This is a genomic window from Erythrobacter alti (assembly GCF_037996805.1).
Taxonomy (GTDB): domain Bacteria; phylum Pseudomonadota; class Alphaproteobacteria; order Sphingomonadales; family Sphingomonadaceae; genus Alteraurantiacibacter; species Alteraurantiacibacter alti.
This window is the reverse complement of record NZ_JBBNAX010000011.1, coordinates 44,040-70,176: the sequence shown is the minus strand read 5'-3', so window position 1 is coordinate 70,176 and position 26,137 is coordinate 44,040. Positions and strand designations below refer to the sequence as shown.

Here is a 26,137-nt window from a genome sequence, read left to right as displayed (position 1 = left end):
GATGGTTTCGCCTGTTTCCAGTTGAAGGATATCCCTGATGCGCCGTGCCCTTATCGCTCTTTCGCTCGCCACCGCTCCGGTTGCGCTGCTCGCTGCCTGCACTCCCGCCACCGAACAGGCTTCGGCGGACGGCTATGACATGGCCGCCAGCCGCGCGACGATTGCCGATGTCGAGATGGCGCCGGAAACATCCTACCTCACCGATGAGGAGCGGCAGGTGGTCAATCTGCTGATCGAGGCCAGCGGTTACATGGACGAGATCTACCTGCGCCAGCGCGGCGAGGGCTTGCCCCAAATGCGCGCCGAAATCGAAGCCAGTGGCGATGCTGACACGCTCGACATGTTCGACCGCCACTTCGGCCCGTGGGACAGCGTGGCGGACAACCACCCCTTCTACGGCGATACCGAATGGCCCGAGGGCGCAGGCTTCTATCCGGCAGACCTGACGCGCGAGGAATTCGACGCCTATCTCGAAGCCAATCCTGACCAGCGCGAAGCCCTGATGAGCCCCTATACCGTGGTGAAACGCGAAGGTGATGGCTTCGTGGCTGTCCCTTACAGCGAGGAATATGCCGAATTCCTCGAACCTGCCGCGGCTCTGCTGCGCGAGGCGGCGGAGATCACCACCAACGCCAGCCTCAAGCGGTTCCTGAACCTGCGCGCCGACAGCTTCGAGTCGGACGATTATTTCGAAAGCGAAATGGCGTGGATGGACCTCGAGGACACACCCATCGAAATCGCCATCGGCCCGTACGAAGTCTACACCGACCGGCTCTACGGCACGAAAACCGCGTTCGAGAGCTTCGTGACGCTCAAGAACCCGGACGAAAGCGCCGCGCTTGATCGTTATGTCGGCTATTTGCGCGACATGGAGGGCAACCTGCCCATCGACGCGCAGTACCACAATTTCACCCGCGGCTTCGAAAGCCCCATTGCCGTTGCCGACCAGGTGCATGGCGGCGGCGACAATGTGCCCGGCGTGCAGACCATCGCCTTCAACCTGCCCAATGACGAGCGCGTGCGCGAAGCCAAGGGCGCGAAAAAGGTGATCCTGTCCAACGTGCTCGGCGCGAAGTTCGACATGATCCTCGACCCGATTGCCGATGTTGTGTTGGCCGAGGAACAGGCCGCGCTTGTGAGCCGCCGCTACATGCAGCTGTTCACCCTGTTCCACGAACTCAGCCACTCGCTCGGGCCGGGCACAATCACCGTCGATGGCAGCCAGACTACGGTGAACGAGGCACTGCGCGAGCAATATTCGGCGCTTGAGGAGAGCAAGGCCGATGTCATGGGCATCTACAACCTCCTTTACATGATGGAGCGCGGCGAACTGCCCGTGGCGGAAAAGAGCGAATTGCTGGCGACCTATTTCGCCGGCCTGTTCCGCTCCATGCGCTTCGGTATCGAGGAAGCCCACGGCAAGGGCGCGGCGGCGCAATACGGCTTCCTGCTCGACTACGGCGCTTTCGCCTGGGACGAGGATGCAGGCGTTTTCGTGATCGACGAAGCGCGGCTGGAAAGCGGCCTTACCGAATTGCTGCGGACCGAACTGATGCTGCAGGCGACCGGCGATTACGACGGGACCAAAGCGTTTTTCGAACAATACGCGCATCTCGACGAGCACGCCGAGGCCGCAATAGCGGGGATGGACAGCATTCCGGTGGATATCCGGCCGCTGTATCCTGATAGCATCTGACCGGCCGGCCGCGGTTCATGCCTTCGCTCTGTTGTTCAACTTTGCTTTGGCGGTCTCGGGTCCTTGAAGGTTGCCCAAAGCGCTTCATCAAACCAGCTGCATTCAAGGCCTGCGTTTCTAGCCTTGAGAGCCATGAATTCGGCTTTAGGTGCATTGAGCGCGGTCCCCAAAAAACGCAGGTTTCGCATAGTAGCCAGAGGTGATAGATCCTGATCCGCCAGCTTGGTGTTGGTGAGAAACAACGCTTCGAGCGCGAACCCATTGAGTGGTTCCAGCGTGGGAATGGTGTGCTTGGTCCACGTACTCCCCTCTATCCCCAAGGCGATGAGTTGATTCTTGAGTGGCCGTAACCAATCGAGATTGTCGCAATGCTTTGCATTCGTCAGGAACAAGCGCTCCAGTTTCGGTAATTTCGACAAAGGGCTGAAATCAGTCATGTGTCGCGGGCTGTCGATCTTCAGCACCTGCAGATTTTCGAGCGCTAGCAAGGGAGTGAGGTCTTTCGCTACCAGCGGCCAGCCAAGATCCAGGTACTGAAGGGCTGAAAGTCGGGATATTTCTTCGAGCATATCCTGATTGGCATTCGACGCTTCCAATTCGACGAGCTTCGATAACTTTCCCAAACCCGCGAAAGAGTCGTTTTCCCTACCGATCCGTGCGCAGGATGCACTGACCGGTATATCGGTGGCGCGTTCATAATAGTCGCATTCCGGCTTTCGAGTGTGGAGCCAGAACCGATAATGTTCGTTGAGATCCATCCAAGACGTTTAGTGCCAATCTCGTCTTGATGCACCCCCAAGCAGAAACTCGTCCAAGCCATACTCAAGAAAGAATACGAGTATCTGGCCGCAAGCCCGGCATCTCGCTAAAGGCTCACCCATGCCAACCGACACCCCAACCCCAGACGCACCAATGAGCGTCGCAGCGCTCTATCAATTCGCGACCTTCGCCGATCCCGAAGCCCTGCGCGCGCCGCTCCAGCAATTGTGCGAGGACAATTCCATTCGCGGCACGCTGCTGCTCGCCCATGAAGGCATTAACGGAACAATCGCAGGCTCCCCAAACAGCGTCGCAAAGGTGCTCGATCACATCCGCACGCTGCCCGATTGCGCCGATATCGAGGTGAAGTTCTCCAGCGCCGCCAAAATGCCGTTCCACCGCTTGAAGGTGCGCGTGAAGCCCGAAATCGTGACCATGGGGCAGTGCGATCTCGATCCGGCGAATAATGCGGGCACCTATGTCGATCCGCAGGATTGGAACGATTTGATATCCGACCCCGACACCATCGTGATCGACACGCGCAATGATTACGAGGTGGCGGTTGGCCAGTTCGAGGGGGCACTCGATCCGCGGACGCCGACCTTCAGCGATTTCCCCGCGTGGTTCCGCGCCGAGCGGGAGCGGCTGATGGCGAAGGGTGACGGCACACCGCCCAAGGTCGCGATGTATTGCACCGGCGGCATTCGCTGCGAGAAATCCACCGCGTTCCTTGCCGCTGAAGGTGTGGAGGAAGTCTACCACCTGAAGGGCGGCATCCTCAAATATCTCGAAACCGTGCCCGAGGAACTGAGCCTGTGGCGCGGCGAATGTTTCGTGTTCGACCAGCGCGTGAGCGTGGGCCACGGGCTGGTGCAGGGAAGCTACAAATTGTGCCACGCCTGCCGCCTTCCGGTGAGCGCCGAAGACCTCGAAAGCCCGCTCTACAAAGCCGGCGTCAGTTGCCCCGCCTGCCATGACGAGCGGACCGAGAAACAGCGCGATTCCTATCGCGAGCGGCAGAAGCAGCAGGTGCTCGCCGCCAAGCGGGGTGTCGAGCATGTGGGCGCGATCCTGCCGAAGAAGGGGGAGAAGCACCATGTCTGACCGTGTGCTCTACAGCTTCCGCCGCTGCCCCTATGCGATGCGTGCACGCATGGCGCTGGTGGTGAGCGGGACGCGCTGCGAACTGCGTGAGGTGAAGCTGTCCGACAAGCCGCAGGCCATGCTCGACATCTCGCCCAAGGCCACCGTGCCGGTGCTGGTGCACAGCGATGGCGGGTTCCTGGAAGAAAGCCTCGATATCATGCGCTGGGCACTCGGCCACACCGACCCCGAAGGTTGGCTGGAGCAGCACGATGCAGAGCTGCTCGCCGAATGCGACGGGGAGTTCAAGCACGCGCTCGACCACTACAAATATCCCAACCGCTACGATGATTGCGACCCACTGCCGCACCGCGCACGCGGCGAGGAATTCCTGCGCAAACTGGAAGCAAGGCTGGCGGCGAACGGCCAGCTATGCGGAGAACAGCGCGGCTTTACCGATATCGCGATCTTCCCCTTCATCCGCCAGTTCGCCAATCACGACCGCGAATGGTTCGACGCGCTCGATCTGCCCCATGTCCAGCGATGGCTGGCAGGGCATCTGGAAAGCGATCTGTTCAAGACCGTGATGCAGCGCGAAAAGCCGTGGAAGCCGGGGGATGCGCCGATTCCGCTGGCGCTTTAGTTGGCGGGCGTTTCAGCCTGAGAGATTGGCTAGCACCCTATCCCACGAGCCAAACCCCAGGAATATCCGTCCGACCATCATCGAGGTCAGCAGGATCAAAATGACAGCCCAGACGGTCAGAATGCCGCCGGTCATTCGCCAGTTCTTGGGCGGCAGGCCCTGGATAAGAAACATCGCAATCCCCGCGACATTCACGCACACCAGATTGACCGCGAACAGGAAGAGCGCCCCCGATGCAGCAAGCGTGTAACCGGCACCAAGATAGATGCCGATAGCGGCGAGCGGCGGGACAAGCGCAACCGCGATCATCACGCCGACCAGTGACAGCGAAGCGCCACGGGTGAAGGCCAGCACGCCAGCCGCTCCGCAAGCCAGCGCCAAGGCAACATCGGAAGGCTGGACTATGGTGCGATTGCGCAGTTCCGGAACAAGCGGATCGATCTGAACCAGCAGGCCAAGCGCGACCCCGGCCAGCACCGCGAAAACGCAGCCGATTGCCAGCGTTCCCGCCGCACGCAGCCCCAATTGCCCGTTACCTACTGTCGCTGCGAGCGCCAGCCCCATAGTGGGGCCGAGCAAGGGCGCGATGATCATTGCCCCGATGACCACCGCTGTCTGCCCGCTGCGCATGCCGAGCCCTGCAATGAGCGCCGAAAGCGTCACCATCAGCAGGTAGGACGGCGTGATGTGCAGGCTCTCGTCGATATCCTCATAGATCTCGTCGGTGCTCAACCGGTCGCGGCTGAAGAAGCGTTCGAGCGCGGTCGGCGGTTTGAGGTCCGTGTCGAGCGGCAGTTCGGATGCCGCATCTTCGGTGACGGGCGGCAAGACCGCGTCGAGCATTTCGACATGGGCGTGAAATTCAGGGTCGGCGCCAAAGCTCGCGTCGAGATTGTTCAATAGCCTTTCGGTATAGCGTTGCTGCACGATGCAGCTGTATTTCTCGAGCCCGCCCGGAACGGCCTCGCGCCAGAACCGCCGGCAATGTCGCGCAAGGATCCGCTCCAGTTCGCCGATGTGCGGCTCGGCGAGGTAGATCAGGACTTTCCTTGCGGCCATCGCCCTTCATCCTAGTCCAGGCGTGTCACCCAGCCGTGCGTGTCCTCGACCGTGCCGCGCTGGATGCCGACGAGCTTTTCGCGGATGGAACTGGTGACCTGACCCGGTCCGCCGCTGCCGATGGAAAATTCGCCATCGCGCCCGGCGACATTGCCCACTGCCGTCACCACCGCTGCGGTACCGCAGGCGAAGGTTTCTACCAGCTTTCCGCTCGCCGCATCGTCGCGCCATTGGTCGATCGAATACATTTCCTCGCGCACATCAAGGCCCTGTTCGCGCGCCAGCGTGATGATCGAATCGCGGGTGATGCCGGGCAGGATGGTGCCGCGCAGGGGCGGGGTGATGATGCTGCCGTCATCGAACACGAAGAACAGGTTCATGCCGCCCAGTTCCTCGATCCACTTGTGTTCGGCTGCATCGAGGAACACCACCTGATCGTGCCCCTTGGCGAAGGCTTCGCCGGTGGGAACGAGGCTGGCGGCGTAATTGCCGCCGCACTTGGCTTCGCCCGTTCCGCCCGGCGCTGCCCGGGTATAATCGCTCACCCAGACGGACACGGCAGGCGCGCCCGATTTGAAGTAATTTCCGGCAGGCGAGAGGATCACTAGGAATTTGTATTTCTTCGCCGGTCGCACGCCGAGAAAGTGTTCGTTGGCGAACATGAAGGGCCGGATGTAGAGCGAGCCGCCCTCGACACCAGGGAACCAGTCCTTGTCCGCCAGCACGACCTGCTTCACCGCCTCGACGAACACCTCTTCGGGAAGGTCGGGCATCGCGAGGCGCGCGGCGGAGCGGTTGAAGCGCGCGGCATTCGCTTCGGGCCGGAACAGCGCCATCGTGCCGTCTGCCAGCTTGTAGGCCTTCATGCCTTCGAAGATTTCCTGCGCGTAATGCAGCACGCTGGCCGCCGGATCGAGTGCGATGGGGCCGCGCGGACCGAGCGTGGCCGAATGCCAGCCTTCGCCCTCGTCATAGTCGATCGAGATCATGTGGTCGGTGAAGACAGTACCGAAACCCGGATCGGCAATCGCCTGGTCACGCGTGGCACCGGGCACCGGGGCAGGATGGGGAAGGCGGGTAAAATCCATGTTCGTGCTCACTCCTTGCGCGGCGATTAGGCGGCAGCGTTGTGAGAGGCAAGGGGTTGCAGCGCGTTTGTGGTGTGATGGATTTCCCGAGTACTAGACGCTCCGAAAATCGGGTCGCATATGAGAAGGGCGGCCCTGCCGAAACAGGAACCGCCCTTTTCATGGTCAGCGGTCAATGCGACCGCCCACGAAGCCTTACTCGGCGAAAGTAGTAACTACCGAATATGCTCCGCATGGATCGTCACCGACCTCCCTGCTGAACCATGAGACATCGGATCACCTCCTTTCGCGCTTTGAGAGCCAGGACTGCCTATCACCGGGAGCCCGAGACCTGCATTCACCGCCGGTCTTGGGTACCTTTGTGAATCGCCGAGTCCATTAAAACAAGTCTTGTTTTATTCTTTTTCACAGTCACAATGCCGCCTTCGCTTCGCAGCCGTCCCATGACGGTTTGACGACAGCGAATATAGCCCGGCGATCAGCTGCGGCAGTCTTCCACGACGCGGGTGATTTCAGGATAGGCCGGAACATGGATCGTCGGCACTCCGTCGACCTCCACCGCGAAACGTCCTTTCGAAAAGGCAATGGCATCAAGCAGGCTGTCGCGTGCGCTCAGCTCTGCGGCAAGCTCGCCCGACGTCCCGCCCATCGTGCCCGCAGTCAGCACGCGATCCTGCGTTTCGGTGCGGATGCGCATCTGCACCTGGCTGGAAGCTGTGCCGCGCCGTGCAATCATGACGCGCCGTGTCGCAAGGTCGCAGCGTATGGTCAGCGAAGCATCGCCGCGCGAAGTGCCTGTGCCGAACAATGCGAGCGTCTGGCCCGCCTGCGCCGTATAGGTCCAATCGCCCGCCGTTTGCGGTGCATCCATCCAGTTATCGTAAGTCGGTGTAACGACTGTTGGCGGAGCCGTGGGTTGAACCACCGGCGTCGGCGTGGGCGATGGTACGGGGGTGGGTTCGGGCGCTGGCGGGATACAGGCGACAAGAGCCAAAGCGCCGACAATAGCGGCTGTCCCGGCGAGTAATGGTGTGCGGCGTGGCTGCATATGTCGGCTCTTCTCTCTGTCTGGGAAGCGATTGCTGTTCAATTCTGGCAACCAATGGCTGGCAAGTCCGGTTCCATCATCCTATCGCTTCGCCCATGGCAGAGCGCAAGCCTTCACGCAGCCGGATCGATCAACTGCTCGTCGAGCGCGGCGAGGCGGATAGCCGCAGCCGTGCGCAGGCGCTGATCATGGCCGGACTGGTATTTGCAGGGCCGCCGGGAAAGCTCTCACGCATTGACAAGTCCGGCCAGCAAATCGCGGAAAACTGGGCCATAGAGGTGCGCGGACGCGATCACCCGTGGGTCGGGCGCGGAGGCATGAAACTGGATCACGCGATCCAGCATTTCGGCCTTGATCCTGCCAGCGCGGTGGCGATGGATATCGGTAGTTCGACGGGCGGTTTCACGCAGGTGCTGCTGCATCACGGTGCGGAGCACGTGTTCGCGGTGGATGTCGGCACCAACCAGCTTGCGTGGAAGCTGCGCGAAGACCCGCGCATCACCGTGCTCGAACAGACCAATGCCCGCGCGCTGACCGCCCGGCAGATCGACCGGCCGTGCAATTGGGTGGTGTGTGATGCCAGCTTCATCGGGTTGGCCAAAGTGCTCGAAGTCCCGCTCGCGCTCGCCGCACCCGATTGCCGCCTGGTTGCCTTGATAAAGCCGCAGTTCGAGGTCGCCCGTGAAGAGGTGGGCAAAGGCGGCATCGTGCGCGATCCTGCCCTGCACGCCCGTGTGTGCGACGAAGTGACTGATTGGCTGGAGAAGCGCGGCTGGCGCATCGATGGCCTGACGGAGAGCCCGATTACCGGAACGCAGGGCAACATCGAGTTCCTCGTCAACGCCGTGCGCGGGCAAATGACCTGACAAATTCTCCAGACTGACCCCATTGCGGACACTTCGGGCCGGAGCGCTTGCCACTGTGCAACCTGCCCGTCACAACTAAGCCCAAGCCGAATCGGCATTTTTGGGGATATTGATGAACCGTCTCGCTTCACCCGGACAGTTGCGCGCCAGCCTCCTGCGTTGGGCGCTTTTCCTTGTGCCGGCTATCCTGCTGGCGGGTTTTGTCGCGGGCCAAATGGGCGGCGATGCGAACAGCGCGTGGTTCCAGTCGCTCGACAAGCCCGGCATTTACCCGCCGCCTGCTACCTTCGGCATCGTCTGGACGATCCTCTACGCAATGATCGGCTTTGCCTTCGCGCTGGTGTGTTCGGCCTGGGGTTCGCCAAGCCGCGGCGTGGCGATTGCTGCCTTCCTCGTCCACCTGGCGTTCAACCTTGCGTGGTCGCCGGTATTCTTCGGCCAGCAGGAAATCACGCTGGCGCTCTACGTGCTGATCGCGGTTGATGTGCTTGCGATCGTGACGACGATCCTGTTCTTCAAGGTACGCAAATGGGCGGGCATCCTGATGCTTCCCTATCTCGCGTGGATCCTGTTCGCGACCCTGCTCAACTGGCAATTCCTGCAACTCAATCCCGACGCTTCTCGATTCGAAGACAGCGGGGCGGTGCAGACCTACGAATTTTGAGTTGAGATTTCTCTCAAGAAGCACCACATTCAGGCCATGCAAAGCGAAAACAAGATCATCGCCGATTTCGTCAAGGTTGCCAATTCGGCTGCGGGTACGCTCGCGGGAATGGGCCGTGAAGCGCGGGAAAACGCGCGCGAGAAGATGAAGGAAGCCATGGGCGGCCTGGATTTCGTTTCCCGCGAGGAATTCGATGCGGTGAAGGACATGGCTGCCAAGGCTCGCGAAGAGGCAGACGCGATGCGCACCCGTCTCGACGCGCTCGAAGCAAAGGTCTTCGGCCATGAAGGTCCGCCAGCCAAGCACGATTGAGGCGCGCTTCTCTTACCGCTCGCGGGCACGATTCCACGAAAGCATACTTGGACTGATTGCTCCGGCAGAGTAACCGCGCTGGATGCAGCTTCGCGCACCCGCCATACTCCTCGCCGCACGCCAGCATGGCGAAACAGCGGTTGTCGCGCGCTTCCTGACTGAAGAATACGGATTGATCGCGGGCTATGTTGCGGGCGGACGTGGTCGCAATCTTCGCCCGGTTGTCATTCCCGGCAATGCGGTGGAAGTGCAACTTTCGGCCAAGTCCGACAGCCAGTTGCCCTTTGCCAAGGTCGAACTCACGCAGTCGCGCGGGGCGTGGCTGGGCGAACCGTTGCCCGCTGCCGCCATCTCCTGGGTGTGCGCGCTAACCGCCACCGCGCTGCCCGAACGCCAGCCCTATGCCTCGCTCTACGAAGCGCTTGGCGGAACGCTAGATGCAATCTGCAACGCCCCTAGCGCGCGCGGCTGGGCGAGCGCGCTGGTGGGTTACGAGGCGCTGTTGCTGCGCGAACTGGGCTATGGCGGTGCAGGCGGCCGGCCCGAGGGCGATCTGGCGCAGATTATCGAGGTGATGGACGAACTGGCCGAGCCGCTTGACCACTACCTGCTTGCCGACCGGCGGGGAGACGTTATGGCGGCGCGCACACGGCTTCGGGATTTGCTGGGACGGATGGTCTGACATGAAAATCGCATTGTTTGCAGGGGACGGGATCGGCCCGGAAATTATGGGCGAGGCGCGGCGCGTGCTCGATGCGCTTTCGTTGCCGCAGCTGACAGTGTTCGAAGGCGATGTCGGCGGGATCGCCTACAAGCGCCACGGCCACCCTCTGCCCGAAGAGACGCTGGACATGGCACGCGCTGCCGATGCCGTGCTGTTCGGCGCGGTGGGTGATCCGGCCTGCGACGATTTGGAGCGGCACTTGCGACCTGAACAGGCAATCCTTGGCCTTCGCAGCGAGCTTGGCCTGTTCGCCAATCTGCGCCCCGCCAAGATGTTTCCGGGGCTGGAAGACCTGTCCGCGCTCAAGCCTCAAATTGCCCGCCAGATAGACACGCTGATCGTGCGCGAGCTCAATGGCGATGTCTATTTCGGCGAAAAGGGAATGCGCAAGACCGGTGACGGCAGGCGCGAAGGCTATGACATCATGTCCTATGCCGAAGACGAGGTGCGCCGCATCGCCCATGTCGCCTTCCGCGCCGCGCAGGGCCGCAAGGGGCGGCTGTGCAGCGTCGACAAGGCCAATGTCCTCGAAACCAGCCAGTTGTGGCGCGATGTCATCGTGGAAACCGCCGCCGACTATCCCGACGTTGAGCTCAGCCACATGTATGTCGACAACGCCGCGATGCAGCTGGTGCGTAATCCGGGCCAGTTCGACGTGATCGTCACCGGCAATCTGTTCGGCGATATCCTGTCCGACCAGGCGAGCATGTGCGTCGGCTCTATCGGACTGCTGGCCAGTGCCGCGCTAGGCGAGCGTCAGACCGAATTCGGCACTTTCGGCATGTATGAACCCATCCACGGCAGCGCGCCCGATATTGCCGGGCAGGGGCTGGCCAATCCGACCGCGATGATCCTCAGTCTTGCCATGCTGCTGCGCCACTCGCTGGGCCGCGATGATGATGCAGCGCGTATCGAGGCAGCGGTTGCGAAGGTGCTGGACGATGGCATCCTCGGGGCGGACCTGGGCGGTTCGGCTGGGACCACGGCCATTGGTGATGCCGTGCTGGAGCGGCTTTGAGCATCGGCATGAAATCCGCCGTGGTAACCTTATGGTTAACAATTCCCCGTAACGCGGTCCCATGCATATGAGCCACAATGATTTCAGGCAGCAGGTAGAGAGCGTCGCCACGCTGGCAAAGGCGCAAGGCACCGCGCCGCTCGATCTCGCTATCGTACTGCCCACGCTCAACGAGCGGGACAATATTGCGCCCATGGTGGAGCGGCTGGAAAAGGCGCTCGGCCCGAGCGGCTGGGAAGCCGTGTTCGTCGATGACAATTCGCATGACGGCACTGCCGAGGAGGCGCGCCGCATCGGTCGCAGCGACCCGCGCATCCGCGTGATCCAGCGCATCGGTCGCCGCGGGCTTGCCAGCGCCGCAATCGAAGGCATGTGCGCCACCGCCGCGCCCTATGTGGCGGTGATGGATGCTGACCACCAGCACGACCCCGCGCTGCTCGTCGAAATGCTCGCAGCGGTGAAATCGGGCGAGGCCGACCTTGCCTATGCCAGCCGGTTTGCCGTGGGCGGCAATGCCGATGGCCTGTCATCGAAGGGACGCGAACAAGGCTCCAGGATAGCCAACGCGCTCGCCCGCCAATTGACCGGAACCGAGCTGACCGATGCGATGAGCGGGTTCTTCCTGCTGCGCACCGACCAACTGCGTAAACAGGCTGAAAACCTTTCGGGGATAGGCTTCAAGATCATGCTCGACATTCTCGCGACTGCCGAGCCGCGCCTCACAGTGAAGGAATTCCCGTTGAAATTCGCCGAACGCCTCGCAGGGGAAAGCAAGCTCGATCACGGCGTGGTGCTCGATTTCGTGGCCGGTCTGATGGAACGCTATCTTGGCCGCTACATTCCGGTGCGTTTCGCGCTGTTCGGCCTTGTTGGCGGCCTGGGCGTGTTCGTCCACATGGCGGTGCTGGCCGCGGTCTATTCGCCCGGATTGGTCGCGTTCGGCTGGGGGCAGGCCATTGCGACCATGGTGGCAATGACGTTCAACTTCTGGCTTAACAACCTCCTGACCTACCGGGACAAGAAGCTCGACGGGCCGGACAATCTGTTCTGGGGCTGGCTCAAGTTCTGCGGTGCGTGTTCCATCGGCGCCTTTGCCAATGTAGCCGTCGCGACCGTGCTGGAGGATCAGGGCGTGATCTGGTGGATTGCCGCGCTGATCGGTGTCGTGATCGCCTCTGTCTGGAATTACGCGCTGTCGAGCAAGTTCGTATGGGGCCGTTTCCGCTAGAGCGGTGCTCCCCTGCGGCAATGCACTGCCGATCTATTCCCTCTGCTTTCCCAAACTGCTAGGCAGCCTTCGGGTCGTTATGGAGAGGGGAATTACATGAAGAAGATATTGATGTTTGCCGCGCCGCTGGCGCTTGTCGCCTGTTCCGAGGCAGCGGTTGAAGAACCGGTGGTCGAAGACGATGCGATGGCCGAAGGAGAGGTTGCCGCGATGGTGACCGCCAACGGCACCATGCCCGGTACGCATGAAGTCGTCGGACCCGACGGAAGCGTTGGCACCTCGGTGCTTAATGCTGACGGTACACATTCATCCTACGATGCGGACGGCAATGTCACCGAAGAAGGCACGTGGTGGGTCGCCGACGGACAGACATGCTTTAGCAACACACTCGATCCGGATGAGGAAGGCCCGACATGCTGGGACGAAACTCCTCCCGCTGAAGACGGCTCTTTCACCGCAACCAATACCGATGGCGAGTCGGTCACCGTGCGTCCGGTAGCGATGTAACCAATAACTGGCAGGCGGTGCGCGGGAAGAAGGCCGTGCACCGCATGTCAGGCCATCAGCATCAGTCGGATTGGCGCAGGGCGAGCCAGTCCGCTTCATCGGCCGGTATTATCCTGTCGTCGCGAACCACGCCGTCGAATGTCCGGTATTCACCGTCGATTTCAAGGCTGAACCGCAGACGATCCCCGCGCATCGAAAAGGCGATCGCTTGCGGCTGTCCGTCGATCATGGCGGTCCCCGTCACATCCTGGAATTGCTGCTCCAGCTCGAGAGCGATTGATCGCGCCCCGACAGCGAGCATCCACGAACCTGCAACATCGGCGGGAACGATCCACAGATAGGCCGGATATCCGGCAGTGCGGCGCACCTCGTCGGGCCGCCAGTCGCCCATATCGAAGCGGTTGCTGACAACACGCGTGCCCGGCTTCAGTTCTTCCAGCAAGCGCGGTCGCAGGCGCAGGTTCACGCTCGGCAGCAGGAACATGGTCACCACATCGGCTTCGTGCAGCGGCGTTTCGAACAGGTCCTGCTCGCGGAAAGTCACACGGTCGGACAGGCCGAGGCGCGCTGCTTCGTCCGCGGCATCGTCGACAAGCACCGGATCGAGGTCCACGCCAAGCCCCCGGGCTCCGCGATCCTGCGCTGCGGCGAACAGGATGCGCCCGTCGCCCGTGCCCAGGTCGATTACATGATCGTCCGGCCCGACTTCGGCCATGTCGAGCATGGTATCGACCATTTCGGAGCGCGTTTCGACATAGGGAACATCGAGTTCCGGCGTGATGCCGAGAGCCACGCGAACCGCGCTCGCATCAAGGCTGAAAGCGATCAGGGAGAACATGGCCAGCGTAACTGCAATCGCGGCCAGGCCGCTCAGGCTGCGCCGCCAGATCGACATTACCGCCACCCTTCGATCCACGCCCAGCGCAGGAAATCCTGCGGATCATCGAGCGGCGCGGCGGTGAGGATCGGGAACCAGTAGAGGAAGAAGGCCAGCGCACCCAGCGAGAGCGCCCACGGCACGAGCCGTTCCCCGCGCTGCCACAATCGCTCGACGCCCAGCGCCAGCGCGCCGCTCACGAACATGCCCGGCAGGAAATAGTGGAAGTAGAACTGCACCGCCTTGGGCGCGACTACCCAGAGGGCAAGGCTGGCCAGATAGAGCAGGACCAGCGCCAGCATGTCCTTGCGCTTTTGGCGCCAGCCAGCCCAGGCACACCATGCCATCGCCAGCAGGCCGAACCACATGGTCACCGGATTGCCGATCAGCATTACCCCGCGATGCGCGTTGTCCACCTCCTCGTAGAGATACCAGATGGCGCGGCTGTTCCCGATCCATTGCCACCAGACACTCTGGTAAGGGTGGCTTTCGGGCACCTGCGTTTGCAGCGCGAGCATGTTTTGGTGCAGGTCGACCAGCCCGGTCGGATTGCCCTGCGGCACGCTCCAGAAGAGGAATGGCCAGAAGGTGAGGGCATAGACGGCCAATGGCAGCGCACCGAGCCAGATGGCCGCTTCCCACAAGGATATGCCCGCCACCGGCCAGCCGCGGGTCGAGAGGATCAACCGGCGGCGCTCTGCCTTCCAGCGCGCTGCGAAAAAGGCGAGACCGGGCAGGATTGCGATGGGAATGGCGTTCCACTTGCTCGCCATTGCGCACCCAAGCGCTACGCCGCAGAGGACAAGGCGCCAGCGGCCCGTCTCGTTTTCGCGCACGGCCCCGGCGAACATCCACAGCGCCACCATCAGGAAACTCACCATGAAGATGTCGAGCATGGCGATGCGGGAATGGACGAACAGCAGGAAATTGGTGCCGACAAACAATCCGGTCAGCAGGCTGGCGGCGCGGGTCTGGCTGGAAAACCACGCCGCGCGCATCGCCGCGAACAGCGCGACTGTGCCGAACACAATGCTCGGCAGGCGCCAGCCCGGCGGCGTATCCCCGAACAGCCAGATGCCCAGGGCAATCAATTGCTTGCCGAGCGGCGGGTGCTCAAGATTGGTGGCAAAGCCCAGATCCAGCACGGCGCGGGCAGCCGGCAGGTAATGGAGCTCGTCGAAATAGGGCTCGCTCGGAATACCGATCCGCACGAATGCCAAGGCGGCGAAGGCCAGCGCGATGATGGCGTTCAGGGCAAAGGGATCGCGGGGATGGTCGGGCGGCGCGCTCATAAGGAATGGCATGCGTTAATCGCCAGCGCGCTCAAGGGCAATTGGCAAACGCGCCGCGCACCCCTAACACTCGGCGCCATATGAAGAAGACCATCGCATCGAACCCCGCCATCACCTCCAAATGGCGCCCTGCCACACAAGCCGTGCGCGCGGGCACGCATCGCAGCGAACATGGCGAGACGAGCGAGGCGCTCTATCTCACCAGCGGGTTCACCTACGACAGCGCCGAGGAAGTCGCCGCACGTTTCGCGGGCGAGGCTGAAGGGATGCAATATTCGCGCTTCAAGAACCCCACGGTTGAAATGGCGCAGCAACGCATCGCGGCGATGGAGGGCGCCGAGGCTTGCCTGATGCAGGCGAGCGGCATGGCAGCGATGACATCCTCCCTGTTGTGTATGCTCAGCGCAGGCGATCACGTGGTCGCCGGACGCGCCGCCTTCGGGTCGTGTCGCTGGATCCTCGACAATGTGCTCAACCGTTTCGGTATCACCCACACGGCTATCGACGGGACCGACAATGCCGCGTGGGAAGCAGCGGTGCAGCCCAATACCAAGGCGTTCTTCTTTGAAACGCCTGCCAACCCGACGATGGACCTGGTCGACCTGGAGTTTGTCTGCGGCCTCGCACGCAGCAAGGGGATCACGACGGTGGTCGACAATGCCTTTGCGACCAGCGTGTTGCAAAGGCCGATGGATTTCGGCGCCGACGTGGTGGCCTATTCGGCGACCAAGCTCATGGACGGGCAGGGCCGCGTGATGGCCGGTGCGGTCTGTGCCAGCAGCGAATGGATCGAGGAAAAGCTCAGCCCGTTCCAGCGAAATACCGGCCCGATCTGTGCGCCATTCAATGCCTGGGTGGTGATGAAGGGGCTGGAGACGCTGCCGCTGCGCGCCACTGCGCAAAGCGCCAATGCGTTGCTGGTGGCGCAATTCCTCGAAGACCGTGGGCTGCGCGTGCTCCATCCGGGCCTGCCCAGCCATCCGCAACATGCGCTCACGCAAAAGCAGATGGTGTCGGCGGGGCCAATCTTCGCATTTTTTGCGCCCGGCGAGGGGTCGGAAGGCCAGCGACAGGCCATGGCGCTATGCAACGCGCTCGAGCTGATCGACATCTCCAACAATATCGGCGACTCGAAGTCGCTGATGTGCCACCCGGCCAGCACAACCCACTATAACATGGGCGAAGAGGGGCGCGCTGAGGCGGGGATCGAGGATGGCATGTTACGGCTCAACGTCGGGCTGGAAGACCCGCTCGACCTGATCGAGGATCTGGACCGGGCGCTAGGCAAGCTCGGGCTCTAGGCCGTGGAAAAGGCGCGATAAATCTCTTGCGATTGGGTGAAAACCACATAGTCTCTCCATGAAAATGGAGGGGCATATGGGGTTTTTTCGGTTCGTTTTCGGGGCAATTGCTGCGGCAGCGCTATGGCTTGTGCCAGCGTCGGCTTCCCTGGCGCAGGATGCTGCACCGGCCGTGGTCACCGAAGTCCAGGCGAGCGAAATCCCCGATGTAATTCCCACCTCGGCTTTCGCTTCACGTTCAAGTTTCAACTCGGCAAGATTGTCGCCAGACGGCTCGCGGTTTGCGTTCACGGTCTTGCGCGACGACCAGATGTACCTCAGCGTTTTCGACAGCAGCACTCGCGAGCTGGTGGGCGGGATTGCGCTCGGTGAGCCGGATGATTTCAAGTGGTTCCGCTGGGCCGGTAACGAACGGCTGCTACTGTCGATGCTGGGTCGTGACAGTCGCTACGACCTGCGATTTAGCCGCCTTGTGTCGTTCAACCTGGAGGCGCGCAGGTTGCGCCCGCTGGTCCTTAATCGGATGAGCTTCGATGGCGACAACATCATCCATACCAACCATGATGCCGGCTTCGTGCTGGTGGCAATCGCCGAAGGCTGGGGTCGTCCGCCCGACGTCTGGCGTTTCGATCTGACATCCGAGGAACATGACGACGAAATTCGCGGCGTGAAGGTGGAATCCCGCCAGAACTCGGTCGGATCATGGCTTGCCGACGAAACCGGAGTGGTGCGCATCGGGTTGGGCGTTCGCGGATACAGCAGGCGGCTGGGAATGCGCTATCGCAGCAATGCCGGCGATAATTGGGAGACCGTTGCGCGGGTACGCCTCGACGACACCGATGCAAGAGATCTTTGGGATTTCATGGGCCTGCGTGCCGGAAGCGATGTCGGTTATTCGATTGCCGTTCCACCCGGCGGGGAGCGTCGCGCGCTGATGGAATTCGATTTCTCCACCGGCGAGCCGGGCAGGATCGTGTTCCAGTCGGCTGACGAAGATGTGTCGTCGGTCGTATTCGGGCCGGACAGGACGCCGATTGCAGTCGGCTACGCGGGCGAAAACTACCGCCGCGAATGGCTCGACCCGCAGATCCGACGCTGGCGTGAGCAACTGGGTGCCGCTCTGCCCGGGAGCGATGTCACGATCCTTGATATCGATGACAGCAACACACGGATGCTGGTCCTGCAATCGGGCCCGGCAGATCCCGGAGCGTTGTATGTCTTCACCCCGGGTGAACGCGATCTGGCGCTGTTTGCCGAGTATCGCCCCGGCCTGCAGCCCGAGATGCTCGCGACCCCGCGGGCAATGCGTTACGAGGCCCGCGATGGCACCTCCATCCACGGCTATCTCACGCTGCCACGCGGGCGCGATGCGGCGAACCTGCCCCTGATCGTCCACCCCCACGGCGGCCCCTACGGCGTTCGCGACTGGGATGATTACAACGACATGGTGCAATTGCTCGCCAATCGCGGATATGCGGTGATCCAGCCCAATTATCGCGGATCGGGCGGCTTTGGCGAGAGCTTCGAACTGCTTGGCCATGGCCAGGTCGGGCGCGTCATGCAGGACGACCTCGATGACGTTGTCGCCCATCTGGTCGCGCAGGGCACGGTCGATCCCGATAGGGTCTGCATGATCGGATCCAGCTACGGCGGTTTCGCCGCCGTCTGGGGCGCGATCCGAAACCCGGAAATCTATCGCTGTGCAGTGAGTTTTGCAGGCGTCATGCATTTCGAGCGGCAACTGGCGCACGACAGCGATTATCTGTTCGGGCGCAATCGCGGGCGACATTGGGACCGAATCGATGGCGACCAGACCAATTTCGATCTCGACGATGTCTCGCCCGCCGTGCAGGTCCGCCGTCTGACGCGCCCCGTGCTGCTTGTGCATGGCGAAAAGGACAACCGCGTACCCTTCGACCAGTTCGAACTTATGGTCGGCCGCGCTGACAATGCCGGCATAGAGCTGGAGACGCTGGCGCTGGAGGATTCAGGGCACGGGTTCTACAATCCCGAGGACGAGCAGGCCTATTACGATGCGATTGTCGATTTCCTTGCGCGGCATAATCCAGCCGATTGAGTTGCGCGCAGGACACGGCGCGGGTGATTCCTTGCCAAGGCGCGACGGGTTCCTTTGCTCCCGTCACGGATAATAGCTAAGATCGGGGCATGACAGTCAACGCAATCTCGTCCCTGTTCCAACATGTTGCGATCACCAAGGGTGTGACCGTGAGAGTAGCTGTGAGCTTTATGCCGGAGCAATCGCGCGTCGGGGCAGGTCGATGGTTCTGGGTCTATCACATCCGCATCGAAAACGGCCGGAGCGAACGTATCCAGTTGAAGTCCCGCCACTGGCGGATCACCGATTCGAACGGAATGGTGAACATTGTCGATGGCGAAGGTGTGGTGGGTGAAACTCCGCTGCTACAGCCGGGGCAGACGCATGACTATGTGTCAGGCTGCGAACTCAACACCAACCAGGGCACGATGGAAGGCTTCTACACCTTCGTCGATGCCGATGGCGATCTGTTCGAAGCAGCAATCCCGTTCTTCCCGCTTGCCGCGCCTGCGGATTCTTCCGTTTAGTTTCAGGCGACGGCGGTTCAATCACCGCTCGGCCAGCAACCTTACGGATACATTCGTCCGGCTTCGCTCCGCTGCGGTACCGGGATGCGATGCGGTCAAGCACCTTGCCGCAGCGGCGCTTCCTTCATAGAGGCGATGTCAGGAAACCGGAATGAAACGCACACACCTGCCTCTCAACGCCCTGCGCGTATTCGACGCCGCCGCGCGCCATCTCAGCTTCACCCGTGCGGCAGACGAGCTGGCGGTGACGCCTGCCGCCGTGGGACAGCAAATCCGCGCGCTGGAAGATGTGCTCGGCGTGGTGCTTTTCCGGCGCACTTCCAAGGGGCTGGAACTGACCGATGAGGCGGAGGCCGGTCTCGATCCCTTGCGCGAAGGATTCCTGCGGTTCGAGGAAAGCGTGCAGGCCATGCAGGCAGGCCAGTCGAGCAGCAATTTCGCCATAGCTGCGCCGCGTGAATTCTACGCCCAATGGCTCGCCCCGCGTTTGGCGCGCTTTCGCGAGGCGAACCCCGACGCCCGCTTCCTGCTGGTGGCGGATGAAAACGCCGATTTCACCGAAAGCAATCTCGACCTGGCGATCCGTCTGGTTGACGGGCCGGACGATCTAGAAGGTGAGCAGCTTATCAATGGCTGCCGCGTGACAGTAACCGCGCCCGGCGCACCGGAAAGCTGGATCAGCTGGCCGACTTACGAGCCGCCCGCAGGCGCTGATGTCGGCCTGCAGGTCGGCAACGCGGGGCAGGTGCTGTCTTCGGTGCTGGCCGGAATGGGCCGCGCCAGCCTGCCAATGCCGCTGGTGGAGGATGCGCTGGCAGACGGACGGCTGGAGATGATCGGCGACCCCGAAGACTGCCGCCGCGCCTACTGGCTCCTCGCCCCGCGCCCGCAATGGCGGCAGAAGAAGGTGAAAGCGCTGGTGGAGTTTCTGGTGGGGTGAGAGAGGCGATCCTGCCATTCCCGATCAAGTGCCCGGCCGCCGCCCGATGAGCTATCTCCCTCTTGTCCTCCTCGCCCTCGTGGTGCTGGGCCTGTCGTACCGCTACATTTCGCGAAGGCGGAAGCGGGAGCGGCTTCTGGCGACGCCGCTTTCACCGCAGCAGCGGGAGATGCTGGCGAGGCTCGTACCCATACTTCGCCGTCTGCCGGAATCCTTGCGACCGAGCCTCGAAGGCAAGATCAACCTGTTCCTTGATCAGGTTACTTTTCACGGGAATAACGGCATCGAACTGAAGGAAGAGATGCGGCTTTCCATTGCCGCGCAAGCTTGCCTGCTGGTCGTCAACAGCCCGGTCTGGTTCGATACGCTGCGCACCATCCTGATTTATCCGTCAGCGTTCAGTACGGGGCGAGGCGAACACGACGGTTTTCTGGTTCACGAACGCGATATCGGCACGGCAGGTGAAAGCTGGTCCCGTGGGCCGGTTGTTCTTTCGTGGGACCATGCCCTGCGTGGCGGGCTCAATCCGGAAGACGGCCACAATGTCGTCATTCACGAATTCGCCCACCAGCTCGATGCCCTGACCGGACACACCAACGGCATCCCCCATCTGCGCAAGGGGCAGCAGTACGCGCGATGGGAGAAGGCAATGCTCGACGCCTATCATGGCCATGTGAGACGGATGGAAAGCGGACATCCCACGCTGATCGATCCCTATGGCGCGACAAACCATCAGGAGTTCTTTGCCGAGGCCACCGTTACCTTTTTCGAGAAGCCGCGGGCCATGTTGCAAGAGGAACCGGAGCTGTACGAACAACTGGCCGAGCTTTTCGCACTTGATCCGGCCAAGTGGAGCTGATTGCCTGCGAGTACATGACCCAAGTCCCGATCCTCACCACGCCCCGCTTCACCTGCCGCGCTCCGACAGAACAGGACGTCGACACCTTCTGGCCTGCCTTCTCGAGCAAGAGCCAGATGCGTTACTGGTCATGCGGACCCTTCACAGACCGCGCTGCGCTGCAGGATTACCTGCTCGATGAGAAGGCCGGGCGGTCGTGGGTGGCAGAGCCGAAGGATGGCGGTGCACCGGTGTTCCGCATGTTCACGAGTTCCCCGCACCAAGAGGTGGCGGAAATCGGCTACATCATGGTGCCCGGTCATGAAGGGCAGGGCATCGCACGAGAATGCATGACGGCTCTCATCACCCAGTTGTTCCGCCGCGAAGGCTATCATCGCATCTTTGGCGACGTCGACCCGCGCAACACGGCCTCGGCGCGATTGCTGCTCGCTCTGGGGTTTACCCGCGAGGCGCATCTTCGCGATGCGATGAAAACCCACATCGGCTGGTGTGACAGCTGGCTGTTCGGCCTTCTGAGCGATGAATGGCAGGGATAGGGCCGGTTCAGTGACATGTTCCTAGAAACGTGTCGCTATCATTGATAGCAACAGGGCAAATCATTTTTCAGAACGGGGGAAATTACATGCGATTCGGATTTCACAAGACTGCACTGCTGATCGGTGCCGCAGCGCTGCTTACGCCTGTCGTCGCCAGTGCGCAGGTCAATCTCGACCAGGCACAAAGCGATGTTCGCGTGTTCCAGGGCAGTGTTTCTGGCGAACCGGCAACCTTCGAAGTCAACGTGCCTGCCGGGTCAGTGATGCAGATCGACGTGATCTCGACCTCCGACCTCGATCCGATCGTAACCGTGACCGACGCTGTCAGCGGCGACGTGATTGCCGAGGATGATGACGGGGGTGACGATCTCAACTCGCGCGTGCGCATTCGCGGCGAGGACGCTGGCCGCCGCATCGTGATCTCGGTCAACAGCTTCGATGCGACCTGGATGGAAGACGGCGAGGAATATGGCGGCAGCTTCGACCTGCGGCTTGCCACCAGCACCTACACCGCGCCGGCCACCCGCACGGTGACGTTCGGAGCGCGCGAAACCGGCTCCGTGCAGGGAGAGCCGCACCTGTTCACCTTCCAGGCACAGGCCGGCGACACGATCGAGGTCGCAATGCTGTCCGAAGGCGAGCTCGACCCCTATCTGGAACTGCGCGACGCCAGCGGAGAGGCGATCAATTACGACGATGACGGCGGCGACGGGCTGAACTCGCTGCTGCGCCACACGTTTGACGAGGCCGGCACCTACACCATCGCGGCGATGGGTTACGGAGAGAGCACGGGCGACTTCACCCTGCGTGTTCGCGAACGGCGCGAGATTGCGGCGCAACTGCCGCTGCAGATGATCGGGCTGGACGACACGGCCACCGGCGAACTCGGCTCGCAGTGGGAGGACAGCTCCGACCTGCCGAGCACGATCATGTACCAGCTCAATCCCGCCGCGATTGCCGCGATCCGCAATGGTGACGGGCAGGTGACGATCCGCATGGATGCCTCGGACGAGGGCGATCCCGACTTTGGCGGCAGCATCGATCCGTTTGTGGAACTGGGCTTCGATACGCCGCTGGGCTTTGCCGTGGCGACTTCGGATGATGACGGGTCAGGCTCGCTCAACGCGCTGCTGCCGGTCGACCTCGGCCTGCTGGCGGACCACCCCGGCCTGCTCGACATGATGCGCATCCGGGTGCAGGCCTATGGCGGTTCGCGCGGTGCCTACACGCTGACGATTACCGAGGGCATGGAATCGCGTGTCGAGGGTTACGACGACATCGGCATGGTTCCTCCGCCGGTACAGATCACCCCGGTCGAGTAGCGGCGAGGGTCACCGAGAAATAGGGTGAGGGAAAATTAGGGGGGGCATGTCAAGTTTGTCGGACAGAACGGAAAATTTTTCCCGAGTTCGGCTTCCTTGATGACTCATGTGACGAGTGAGGTGCGATGGCTTCGACCCTTGACCCCCCGCCCAAATCCAACTAAGTGCGCCTCCATCCGAAGCCAGCCTTGTGCCAGCGTCGGTCAGATAGAGCTGAACATTGCCGGATTTGTCCCGGGGCTCCTCGCTGAAGTGAGGGGCTCTTTTCTATTGGGGCGGTAGCGATACCGCCGGGGCTGCCGTCAAAGTAACCCGGTGCCATTGGTGCGGGTGGAGTGTTTTCAGGCTCGTGCAGCATCCGCCTCCGGCGGCCCTGGGCTTTGTCCCTTGGCAGACCGGATCGACCGGACAGGCCTTGCACGAACTTACGGACAATCCACACAGACCAACGGTGCCAAGAGGCCAGGTTCTCGCCTCGCTATGGGATTGCGTTGCTGCAAGGCGCCGCGCTCCCATTAGCAAAAGTGGGAACCGGTTTTGCGCCCGAATGGGGCGCGCTGGGGCGACAATGTCGTCGCACCAGAAGATCAGGTGAAGAGAAACGAATGCCGACTATCAACCAGCTGGTCCGCAAGGGCCGCAGTCCCATCGTCAAGAAGAGCAAGTCTGCGGCGATGGAATCCAGCCCGCAGAAGCGCGGCGTTTGCACGCGCGTCTATACGACGACCCCGAAAAAGCCGAACTCGGCACTGCGCAAGGTTGCGAAGATCCGTCTGACCAACCAGCGTGAGATCATCGCCTATATCCCGGGCGAGGGCCACAATCTGCAGGAACACTCCGTGGTGCTGATCCGCGGCGGCCGTGTACGCGACCTTCCCGGTGTGCGTTACCACGTGCTGCGCGGCGTGCTCGACACGCAGGGTGTCAAGGATCGCCGCCAGTCCCGTTCGAAGTACGGCGCCAAGCGTCCGAAGTAAGGTTCAGGGCGCTTGCCATGTGCGAGCGACCACTCCGAAGGAGTTTTTGCAAAATGTCACGTCGTCGTCGTCCCGAAAAGCGGGTCATCCTGCCCGATCCCAAGTTTGGTGATCAGGTGCTGTCGAAATTCATGAACAACCTCATGCTGGACGGTAAGAAGGCTGTTGCCGAAGGCATCGTCTATTCCGCCCTTGAAACGGTTGAAACCAAGGCGAAGGCCAATCCGGTCGAGCTGTTCCATGAAGCTCTCAACAATGTGAAGCCGCAGGTCGAAGTGCGCAGCCGCCGTGTTGGTGGTGCTACGTACCAGGTGCCTGTCGAAGTGCGTCCCGAACGTGCCCAGGCGCTGGCGATCCGCTGGCTGATCACGGCCGCGCGCGGTCGTGCCGAAACCACCATGAGCGCCCGTCTTTCGGGTGAGCTGATGGATGCGGCCAACAATCGCGGCAACGCGGTGAAGAAGCGCGAAGATACGCACCGCATGGCGGATGCCAACCGCGCGTTCTCGCACTACCGCTGGTAGTCCGTTCTGCTTGTGAGGCCGGGGCAGGGTGCTCCGGTCTTCAAGTGACCGGATAAGTTACTACATGGGACGCGACGAAGTTCGCTTCCCGAACCTTACGAGGAATTCCACATGGCCCGCGAATATCCGCTGGAGCGTTACCGCAACATCGGCATCATGGCTCACATCGATGCCGGCAAGACCACTACGACAGAACGTATTCTGTATTACACCGGCAAGTCCTACAAGATCGGCGAAGTGCACGATGGTGCCGCGACGATGGACTGGATGGAGCAGGAGCAGGAGCGCGGGATCACCATCACGTCCGCCGCGACGACCACGTTCTGGTCGGCCGAGGATGGCGAAGGCCCCAAGCACCGGATCAACATCATCGACACGCCCGGCCACGTCGACTTCACCATTGAAGTCGAACGCTCGCTGCGCGTACTCGATGGCGCCGTCGCCGTGTTCGACGGTGTCGCAGGTGTGGAGCCGCAGTCCGAAACCGTATGGCGCCAGGCGGACAAGTATAAAGTCCCCCGTATGTGCTTCATCAACAAGTTGGACCGTACCGGTGCCGACTTCTACTACTGCGTACAGTCGATCATCGATCGTCTCGGTGCGAAGCCGCTGGTGCTCTACCTGCCGATCGGCATGGAAGCCGACCTGCAGGGCGTTGTCGATCTCGTCAACAATCGCGGTATCGTCTGGGAAAATGACGGTCTGGGCGCGACGTTCAACTATGTCGACATCCCCGCCGATCTTGCGGACAAGGCGGCCGAATATCGCGAACAGCTGATCGAAACCGTCGTCGAACTCGATGATGACGTGATGGAAGCCTATCTTGAAGGCGACCTCCCCGATGCAGCCACGCTCAAGCGTTTGATCCGCAAGGGCACCATGGAGCAGGCTTTCGTGCCGGTTCTGTGTGGTTCGGCCTTCAAGAACAAGGGCGTACAGCCTTTGCTTGACGCTGTTGTCGATTACATGCCCGCCCCGACCGATGTTGCGGCGATCAAGGGCGTTGTTCCCGGCGACGAGGACAAGGAAGAAACCCGTCCGTCGAGCGACAACGAGCCGTTCTCCGCACTGGCCTTCAAGATCATGAACGATCCGTTCGTCGGCTCGCTCACCTTTACCCGCATCTATTCGGGCAAGCTGTCCAAGGGCGGCGTCCTGAACTCGGTGAAGGACAAGAAGGAAAAGATCGGCCGCATGCTGCTGATGCACTCCAACAACCGCGAAGACATTGATGAAGCGTTTGCTGGTGACATCGTGGCCATTGCCGGTCTGAAGGAAACCACGACCGGTGACACGCTGTGCGATCCGGCTCACCCGATCATTCTGGAACGGATGGAATTCCCGGATCCGGTTATCGAATTGTCGGTGGAACCCAAGACCAAGGCCGACCAGGAAAAGATGGGCGTTGCGCTCAACCGCCTGGCTGCCGAGGATCCCTCGTTCCGCGTCACCACGGATCACGAATCGGGCCAGACGATCATCAAGGGTATGGGTGAACTTCACCTCGACATCCTCGTTGATCGCATGAAGCGCGAATTCAAGGTCGAAGCCAATGTCGGTGCGCCGCAGGTGGCTTACCGCGAGTCGCTCGGCCGTGAAGTCGAAGTGACTTACACCCACAAGAAGCAGTCGGGTGGTTCGGGTCAGTTCGGTGAAGCCAAGGTCGTTGTCTCGCCGGGCGAGCGTGGCCAGGGCGTCATTTTCGAAGACGAGATCAAGGGCGGTAACATTCCGCGCGAATATATCCCGTCGGTTGAAAAGGGCATGCGCGAGCAGGCTGAAAGTGGTCACCTGATCGGCTTCCCGATCATCGACTTCACGATCCGCCTGATCGACGGCAAGTACCATGACGTCGACTCGAGCACGGTGGCTTTCGAAATCACCGGTCGTGGCGCGATGCGCGAAGCGGCCGAGCGCGCCGGCATCAAACTGCTGGAGCCGGTGATGAAGGTCGAGGTTGTGACTCCCGAAGACTATCTCGGCGATGTCATCGGCGACCTCAATTCGCGTCGTGGCCAGATCCAGGGCACCGACACGCGCGGTATTGCTACGGCGGTCGAAGCATTCGTTCCGCTGGCCAACATGTTCGGCTATGTGAACGAGCTGCGGTCCTTCAGTCAGGGCCGTGCTCAGTACACGATGCAGTTCAGCCACTACGACGAAGTTCCGGCCAGCGTGGCACAAGAGGTCAAGGAGAAGCTTGCCTAAGGCGAGCGATACAGCTAGGGGCG

General features: G+C 61.7%; 26 protein-coding genes. 20 read left to right on the top strand and 6 right to left on the bottom strand.

The genetic code is table 11. From position 1 onward, the window contains the following. Window positions 1-37 precede the first annotated feature (37 nt). A complete protein-coding gene (locus AAC850_RS13290; RefSeq protein ID WP_340589318.1) occupies window positions 38-1,696 on the top strand; it encodes a dipeptidyl-peptidase 3 family protein in 1,659 nt (552 codons plus the stop codon). 35 nt (window positions 1,697-1,731) lie between these two features. Here AAC850_RS13290 and AAC850_RS13285 read toward each other — a convergent pair whose 3' ends face one another. Beyond that, on the bottom strand, window positions 1,732-2,454 hold the full coding sequence (locus AAC850_RS13285) for a leucine-rich repeat domain-containing protein (RefSeq protein ID WP_340589317.1): 723 nt from the start codon (window positions 2,452-2,454) through the stop codon (window positions 1,732-1,734). 121 nt (window positions 2,455-2,575) lie between these two features. Between AAC850_RS13285 and trhO the strand changes: the two genes are divergently transcribed. Both trhO and AAC850_RS13275 read left to right on the top strand, forming a co-directional pair. Next, window positions 2,576-3,559: an oxygen-dependent tRNA uridine(34) hydroxylase TrhO gene (gene trhO / locus AAC850_RS13280; protein WP_340589316.1), complete on the top strand. Its 984-nt coding sequence runs from the start codon at window positions 2,576-2,578 to the stop codon at window positions 3,557-3,559. Further along, window positions 3,552-4,181 (top strand): glutathione S-transferase, encoded by a 630-nt coding sequence (locus AAC850_RS13275; protein WP_340589315.1) that lies wholly within the window; start codon window positions 3,552-3,554, stop codon window positions 4,179-4,181. The genes trhO and AAC850_RS13275 overlap by 8 nt, the downstream gene beginning before the upstream one ends. Before the next feature lie 12 nt (window positions 4,182-4,193). Here the strand turns inward: AAC850_RS13275 and AAC850_RS13270 are convergent, their stop codons facing one another. The 3 genes from AAC850_RS13270 to AAC850_RS13260 all read right to left on the bottom strand — a co-directional run bounded on the left by AAC850_RS13270 (window position 4,194) and on the right by AAC850_RS13260 (window position 7,376). Continuing rightward, a complete protein-coding gene (locus AAC850_RS13270) occupies window positions 4,194-5,240 on the bottom strand; it encodes a TIGR00341 family protein (RefSeq protein ID WP_340589314.1) in 1,047 nt (348 codons plus the stop codon). Window positions 5,241-5,251: 11 nt separating this feature from the next. Continuing rightward, entirely contained in the window at window positions 5,252-6,328 is a 1,077-nt protein-coding gene (locus AAC850_RS13265; protein WP_340589313.1) for a branched-chain amino acid aminotransferase, read from the bottom strand. Window positions 6,329-6,806: 478 nt separating this feature from the next. Further along, window positions 6,807-7,376, bottom strand: coding sequence for a hypothetical protein (locus AAC850_RS13260; protein ID WP_340589312.1), 570 nt, complete (start codon window positions 7,374-7,376; stop codon window positions 6,807-6,809). Between the two features lie 95 nt (window positions 7,377-7,471). On the opposite strand from AAC850_RS13260, the gene AAC850_RS13255 reads away from it, so the two are divergent. The 7 genes from AAC850_RS13255 to AAC850_RS13225 all read left to right on the top strand — a co-directional run bounded on the left by AAC850_RS13255 (window position 7,472) and on the right by AAC850_RS13225 (window position 12,695). Continuing rightward, window positions 7,472-8,242: a TlyA family RNA methyltransferase gene (locus tag AAC850_RS13255; RefSeq protein ID WP_340589311.1), complete on the top strand. Its 771-nt coding sequence runs from the start codon at window positions 7,472-7,474 to the stop codon at window positions 8,240-8,242. 112 nt (window positions 8,243-8,354) lie between these two features. After that, window positions 8,355-8,906: a TspO/MBR family protein gene (locus AAC850_RS13250; protein ID WP_340589310.1), complete on the top strand. Its 552-nt coding sequence runs from the start codon at window positions 8,355-8,357 to the stop codon at window positions 8,904-8,906. Window positions 8,907-8,942: 36 nt separating this feature from the next. Next, window positions 8,943-9,218: an accessory factor UbiK family protein gene (locus AAC850_RS13245; protein ID WP_340589309.1), complete on the top strand. Its 276-nt coding sequence runs from the start codon at window positions 8,943-8,945 to the stop codon at window positions 9,216-9,218. Between the two features lie 82 nt (window positions 9,219-9,300). Further along, the gene (gene recO, locus AAC850_RS13240) at window positions 9,301-9,900 is read left to right on the top strand and encodes a DNA repair protein RecO (protein ID WP_340589308.1); all 600 of its coding nucleotides are present in this window, start codon (window positions 9,301-9,303) and stop codon (window positions 9,898-9,900) included. A gap of 1 nt (window position 9,901) precedes the next feature. After that, on the top strand, window positions 9,902-10,960 hold the full coding sequence (gene leuB, locus AAC850_RS13235) for a 3-isopropylmalate dehydrogenase (protein WP_340589307.1): 1,059 nt from the start codon (window positions 9,902-9,904) through the stop codon (window positions 10,958-10,960). 61 nt (window positions 10,961-11,021) lie between these two features. Further along, window positions 11,022-12,188 carry a glycosyltransferase family 2 protein gene (locus AAC850_RS13230; protein WP_340589306.1) on the top strand — a complete coding sequence of 389 codons (1,167 nt, stop codon included), beginning with the start codon at window positions 11,022-11,024 and terminating at the stop codon, window positions 12,186-12,188. Between the two features lie 96 nt (window positions 12,189-12,284). Next, complete coding sequence (locus tag AAC850_RS13225) at window positions 12,285-12,695, top strand: hypothetical protein (RefSeq protein WP_340589304.1); 411 nt, start codon at window positions 12,285-12,287, stop codon at window positions 12,693-12,695. A 61-nt stretch (window positions 12,696-12,756) separates the two neighbouring features. On the opposite strand, the gene AAC850_RS13220 is transcribed toward AAC850_RS13225, so the two are convergent. Both AAC850_RS13220 and AAC850_RS13215 read right to left on the bottom strand, forming a co-directional pair. Beyond that, window positions 12,757-13,590 (bottom strand): SAM-dependent methyltransferase, encoded by an 834-nt coding sequence (locus AAC850_RS13220; protein ID WP_340589303.1) that lies wholly within the window; start codon window positions 13,588-13,590, stop codon window positions 12,757-12,759. Beyond that, entirely contained in the window at window positions 13,590-14,876 is a 1,287-nt protein-coding gene (locus AAC850_RS13215; protein WP_340589302.1) for a phospholipid carrier-dependent glycosyltransferase, read from the bottom strand. Before AAC850_RS13215 ends, AAC850_RS13220 begins: the two co-directional genes overlap by 1 nt. 68 nt (window positions 14,877-14,944) lie before the next feature. Between AAC850_RS13215 and AAC850_RS13210 the strand changes: the two genes are divergently transcribed. The 10 genes from AAC850_RS13210 (at window position 14,945) to fusA (ending at window position 26,114) form a co-directional block, all read left to right on the top strand. Next, the gene (locus tag AAC850_RS13210) at window positions 14,945-16,165 is read left to right on the top strand and encodes a trans-sulfuration enzyme family protein (protein WP_340589299.1); all 1,221 of its coding nucleotides are present in this window, start codon (window positions 14,945-14,947) and stop codon (window positions 16,163-16,165) included. A 76-nt stretch (window positions 16,166-16,241) separates the two neighbouring features. After that, window positions 16,242-18,242 (top strand): alpha/beta hydrolase family protein, encoded by a 2,001-nt coding sequence (locus AAC850_RS13205; RefSeq protein ID WP_340589298.1) that lies wholly within the window; start codon window positions 16,242-16,244, stop codon window positions 18,240-18,242. Between the two features lie 104 nt (window positions 18,243-18,346). Beyond that, complete coding sequence (gene apaG, locus AAC850_RS13200; RefSeq protein ID WP_340589473.1) at window positions 18,347-18,748, top strand: Co2+/Mg2+ efflux protein ApaG; 402 nt, start codon at window positions 18,347-18,349, stop codon at window positions 18,746-18,748. Between the two features lie 151 nt (window positions 18,749-18,899). Beyond that, window positions 18,900-19,688, top strand: coding sequence for a LysR family transcriptional regulator (locus tag AAC850_RS13195; RefSeq protein ID WP_340589297.1), 789 nt, complete (start codon window positions 18,900-18,902; stop codon window positions 19,686-19,688). Window positions 19,689-19,734: 46 nt separating this feature from the next. After that, on the top strand, window positions 19,735-20,547 hold the full coding sequence (locus tag AAC850_RS13190; RefSeq protein WP_340589296.1) for a M90 family metallopeptidase: 813 nt from the start codon (window positions 19,735-19,737) through the stop codon (window positions 20,545-20,547). Window positions 20,548-20,561: 14 nt separating this feature from the next. After that, window positions 20,562-21,083 (top strand): GNAT family N-acetyltransferase, encoded by a 522-nt coding sequence (locus AAC850_RS13185; protein WP_340589295.1) that lies wholly within the window; start codon window positions 20,562-20,564, stop codon window positions 21,081-21,083. 86 nt (window positions 21,084-21,169) lie between these two features. After that, the gene (locus tag AAC850_RS13180) at window positions 21,170-22,405 is read left to right on the top strand and encodes a pre-peptidase C-terminal domain-containing protein (protein ID WP_340589293.1); all 1,236 of its coding nucleotides are present in this window, start codon (window positions 21,170-21,172) and stop codon (window positions 22,403-22,405) included. Between the two features lie 605 nt (window positions 22,406-23,010). Continuing rightward, the gene (rpsL, locus tag AAC850_RS13175) at window positions 23,011-23,382 is read left to right on the top strand and encodes a 30S ribosomal protein S12 (protein ID WP_340589291.1); all 372 of its coding nucleotides are present in this window, start codon (window positions 23,011-23,013) and stop codon (window positions 23,380-23,382) included. A 53-nt stretch (window positions 23,383-23,435) separates the two neighbouring features. After that, on the top strand, window positions 23,436-23,906 hold the full coding sequence (gene rpsG, locus AAC850_RS13170) for a 30S ribosomal protein S7 (protein ID WP_340589290.1): 471 nt from the start codon (window positions 23,436-23,438) through the stop codon (window positions 23,904-23,906). Between the two features lie 111 nt (window positions 23,907-24,017). Further along, window positions 24,018-26,114: an elongation factor G gene (gene fusA, locus AAC850_RS13165; RefSeq protein WP_340589289.1), complete on the top strand. Its 2,097-nt coding sequence runs from the start codon at window positions 24,018-24,020 to the stop codon at window positions 26,112-26,114. Window positions 26,115-26,137 lie beyond the last annotated feature (23 nt).

Bases quoted from the DNA above. Each gene is read 5' to 3' on its own strand.
- AAC850_RS13195 (WP_340589297.1), top strand. From the start codon at position 18,900: ATGAAACGCACACACCTGCCTCTCAACGCCCTGCGCGTATTCGACGCC.
- AAC850_RS13185 (WP_340589295.1), top strand. From the start codon at position 20,562: ATGACCCAAGTCCCGATCCTCACCACGCCCCGCTTCACCTGCCGCGCT.
- rpsG (WP_340589290.1), top strand. From the start codon at position 23,436: ATGTCACGTCGTCGTCGTCCCGAAAAGCGGGTCATCCTGCCCGATCCC.
- AAC850_RS13220 (WP_340589303.1), bottom strand. From the start codon at position 13,590: ATGTCGATCTGGCGGCGCAGCCTGAGCGGCCTGGCCGCGATTGCAGTT.
- AAC850_RS13250 (WP_340589310.1), top strand. From the start codon at position 8,355: ATGAACCGTCTCGCTTCACCCGGACAGTTGCGCGCCAGCCTCCTGCGT.
- AAC850_RS13260 (WP_340589312.1), bottom strand. From the start codon at position 7,376: ATGCAGCCACGCCGCACACCATTACTCGCCGGGACAGCCGCTATTGTC.
- AAC850_RS13225 (WP_340589304.1), top strand. From the start codon at position 12,285: ATGAAGAAGATATTGATGTTTGCCGCGCCGCTGGCGCTTGTCGCCTGT.
- AAC850_RS13215 (WP_340589302.1), bottom strand. From the start codon at position 14,876: ATGCCATTCCTTATGAGCGCGCCGCCCGACCATCCCCGCGATCCCTTT.
- AAC850_RS13255 (WP_340589311.1), top strand. From the start codon at position 7,472: ATGGCAGAGCGCAAGCCTTCACGCAGCCGGATCGATCAACTGCTCGTC.
- AAC850_RS13245 (WP_340589309.1), top strand. From the start codon at position 8,943: ATGCAAAGCGAAAACAAGATCATCGCCGATTTCGTCAAGGTTGCCAAT.
- AAC850_RS13275 (WP_340589315.1), top strand. From the start codon at position 3,552: ATGTCTGACCGTGTGCTCTACAGCTTCCGCCGCTGCCCCTATGCGATG.
- rpsL (WP_340589291.1), top strand. From the start codon at position 23,011: ATGCCGACTATCAACCAGCTGGTCCGCAAGGGCCGCAGTCCCATCGTC.
- AAC850_RS13290 (WP_340589318.1), top strand. From the start codon at position 38: ATGCGCCGTGCCCTTATCGCTCTTTCGCTCGCCACCGCTCCGGTTGCG.
- recO (WP_340589308.1), top strand. From the start codon at position 9,301: ATGCAGCTTCGCGCACCCGCCATACTCCTCGCCGCACGCCAGCATGGC.
- AAC850_RS13205 (WP_340589298.1), top strand. From the start codon at position 16,242: ATGGGGTTTTTTCGGTTCGTTTTCGGGGCAATTGCTGCGGCAGCGCTA.
- AAC850_RS13285 (WP_340589317.1), bottom strand. From the start codon at position 2,454: ATGGATCTCAACGAACATTATCGGTTCTGGCTCCACACTCGAAAGCCG.
- AAC850_RS13210 (WP_340589299.1), top strand. From the start codon at position 14,945: ATGAAGAAGACCATCGCATCGAACCCCGCCATCACCTCCAAATGGCGC.
- fusA (WP_340589289.1), top strand. From the start codon at position 24,018: ATGGCCCGCGAATATCCGCTGGAGCGTTACCGCAACATCGGCATCATG.
- trhO (WP_340589316.1), top strand. From the start codon at position 2,576: ATGCCAACCGACACCCCAACCCCAGACGCACCAATGAGCGTCGCAGCG.
- AAC850_RS13190 (WP_340589296.1), top strand. From the start codon at position 19,735: ATGAGCTATCTCCCTCTTGTCCTCCTCGCCCTCGTGGTGCTGGGCCTG.
- AAC850_RS13180 (WP_340589293.1), top strand. From the start codon at position 21,170: ATGCGATTCGGATTTCACAAGACTGCACTGCTGATCGGTGCCGCAGCG.
- AAC850_RS13270 (WP_340589314.1), bottom strand. From the start codon at position 5,240: ATGGCCGCAAGGAAAGTCCTGATCTACCTCGCCGAGCCGCACATCGGC.
- AAC850_RS13265 (WP_340589313.1), bottom strand. From the start codon at position 6,328: ATGGATTTTACCCGCCTTCCCCATCCTGCCCCGGTGCCCGGTGCCACG.
- leuB (WP_340589307.1), top strand. From the start codon at position 9,902: ATGAAAATCGCATTGTTTGCAGGGGACGGGATCGGCCCGGAAATTATG.
- AAC850_RS13230 (WP_340589306.1), top strand. From the start codon at position 11,022: ATGCATATGAGCCACAATGATTTCAGGCAGCAGGTAGAGAGCGTCGCC.